Raw genomic sequence first — 493 nt, 5'->3', positions numbered from 1 at the left:
GAGGCCAAATTTCAGTGGCTGCAGGCGCAAGTCAGCATTTTTCAGGAGGATATGGGTGGAGAGATCGCTGATGGGCAGGCTACTGCCGTGTTCGATACGCCGTCCTTTGAAACGCACATCAGCATCCATCACGTTCCATTTATCGGTTTCAAAACGGTCATACGGCAAGACTTTGCCTGCGGGTTGCGCACTGTTCTCACCTTTGCGCTGTTCAGATTGTTTTGCCCGTNTCACCTTTGCGCTGTTCAGATTGTTTTGCCCGTTCTGCCCCTTTGCCTGAATCCACACCGATCAGCGGCCCCAAATCAGCCAGCCTCAGCTGGCGTGATTCCACATCGCCCTTCAGCATGGGTCGCGGCTTGCCGGTGGTGTAGGCCAGCGTCCCGTGAATATCGCTATCGCCAATGCGACCATTAAAATGGCGGTATTCAAAAAGAGAGGACTTTTCCGGATCGATTTTCGCCACCAGACGCCCGTCCGTTTCAAACGGTGG

General features: G+C 54.1%; 1 pseudogene. It reads right to left on the bottom strand.

What is annotated here, in order from left to right:
* A pseudogene (locus FDX22_RS15490) lies at positions 1 to 493 on the bottom strand (AsmA family protein); the annotation flags it as partial.

Source organism: Citrobacter sp. TBCS-14 (assembly GCF_005280805.1).
GTDB classification, from domain to species: domain Bacteria; phylum Pseudomonadota; class Gammaproteobacteria; order Enterobacterales; family Enterobacteriaceae; genus Citrobacter; species Citrobacter gillenii.
This window is presented reverse-complemented; position numbering and strand designations above follow the sequence as displayed.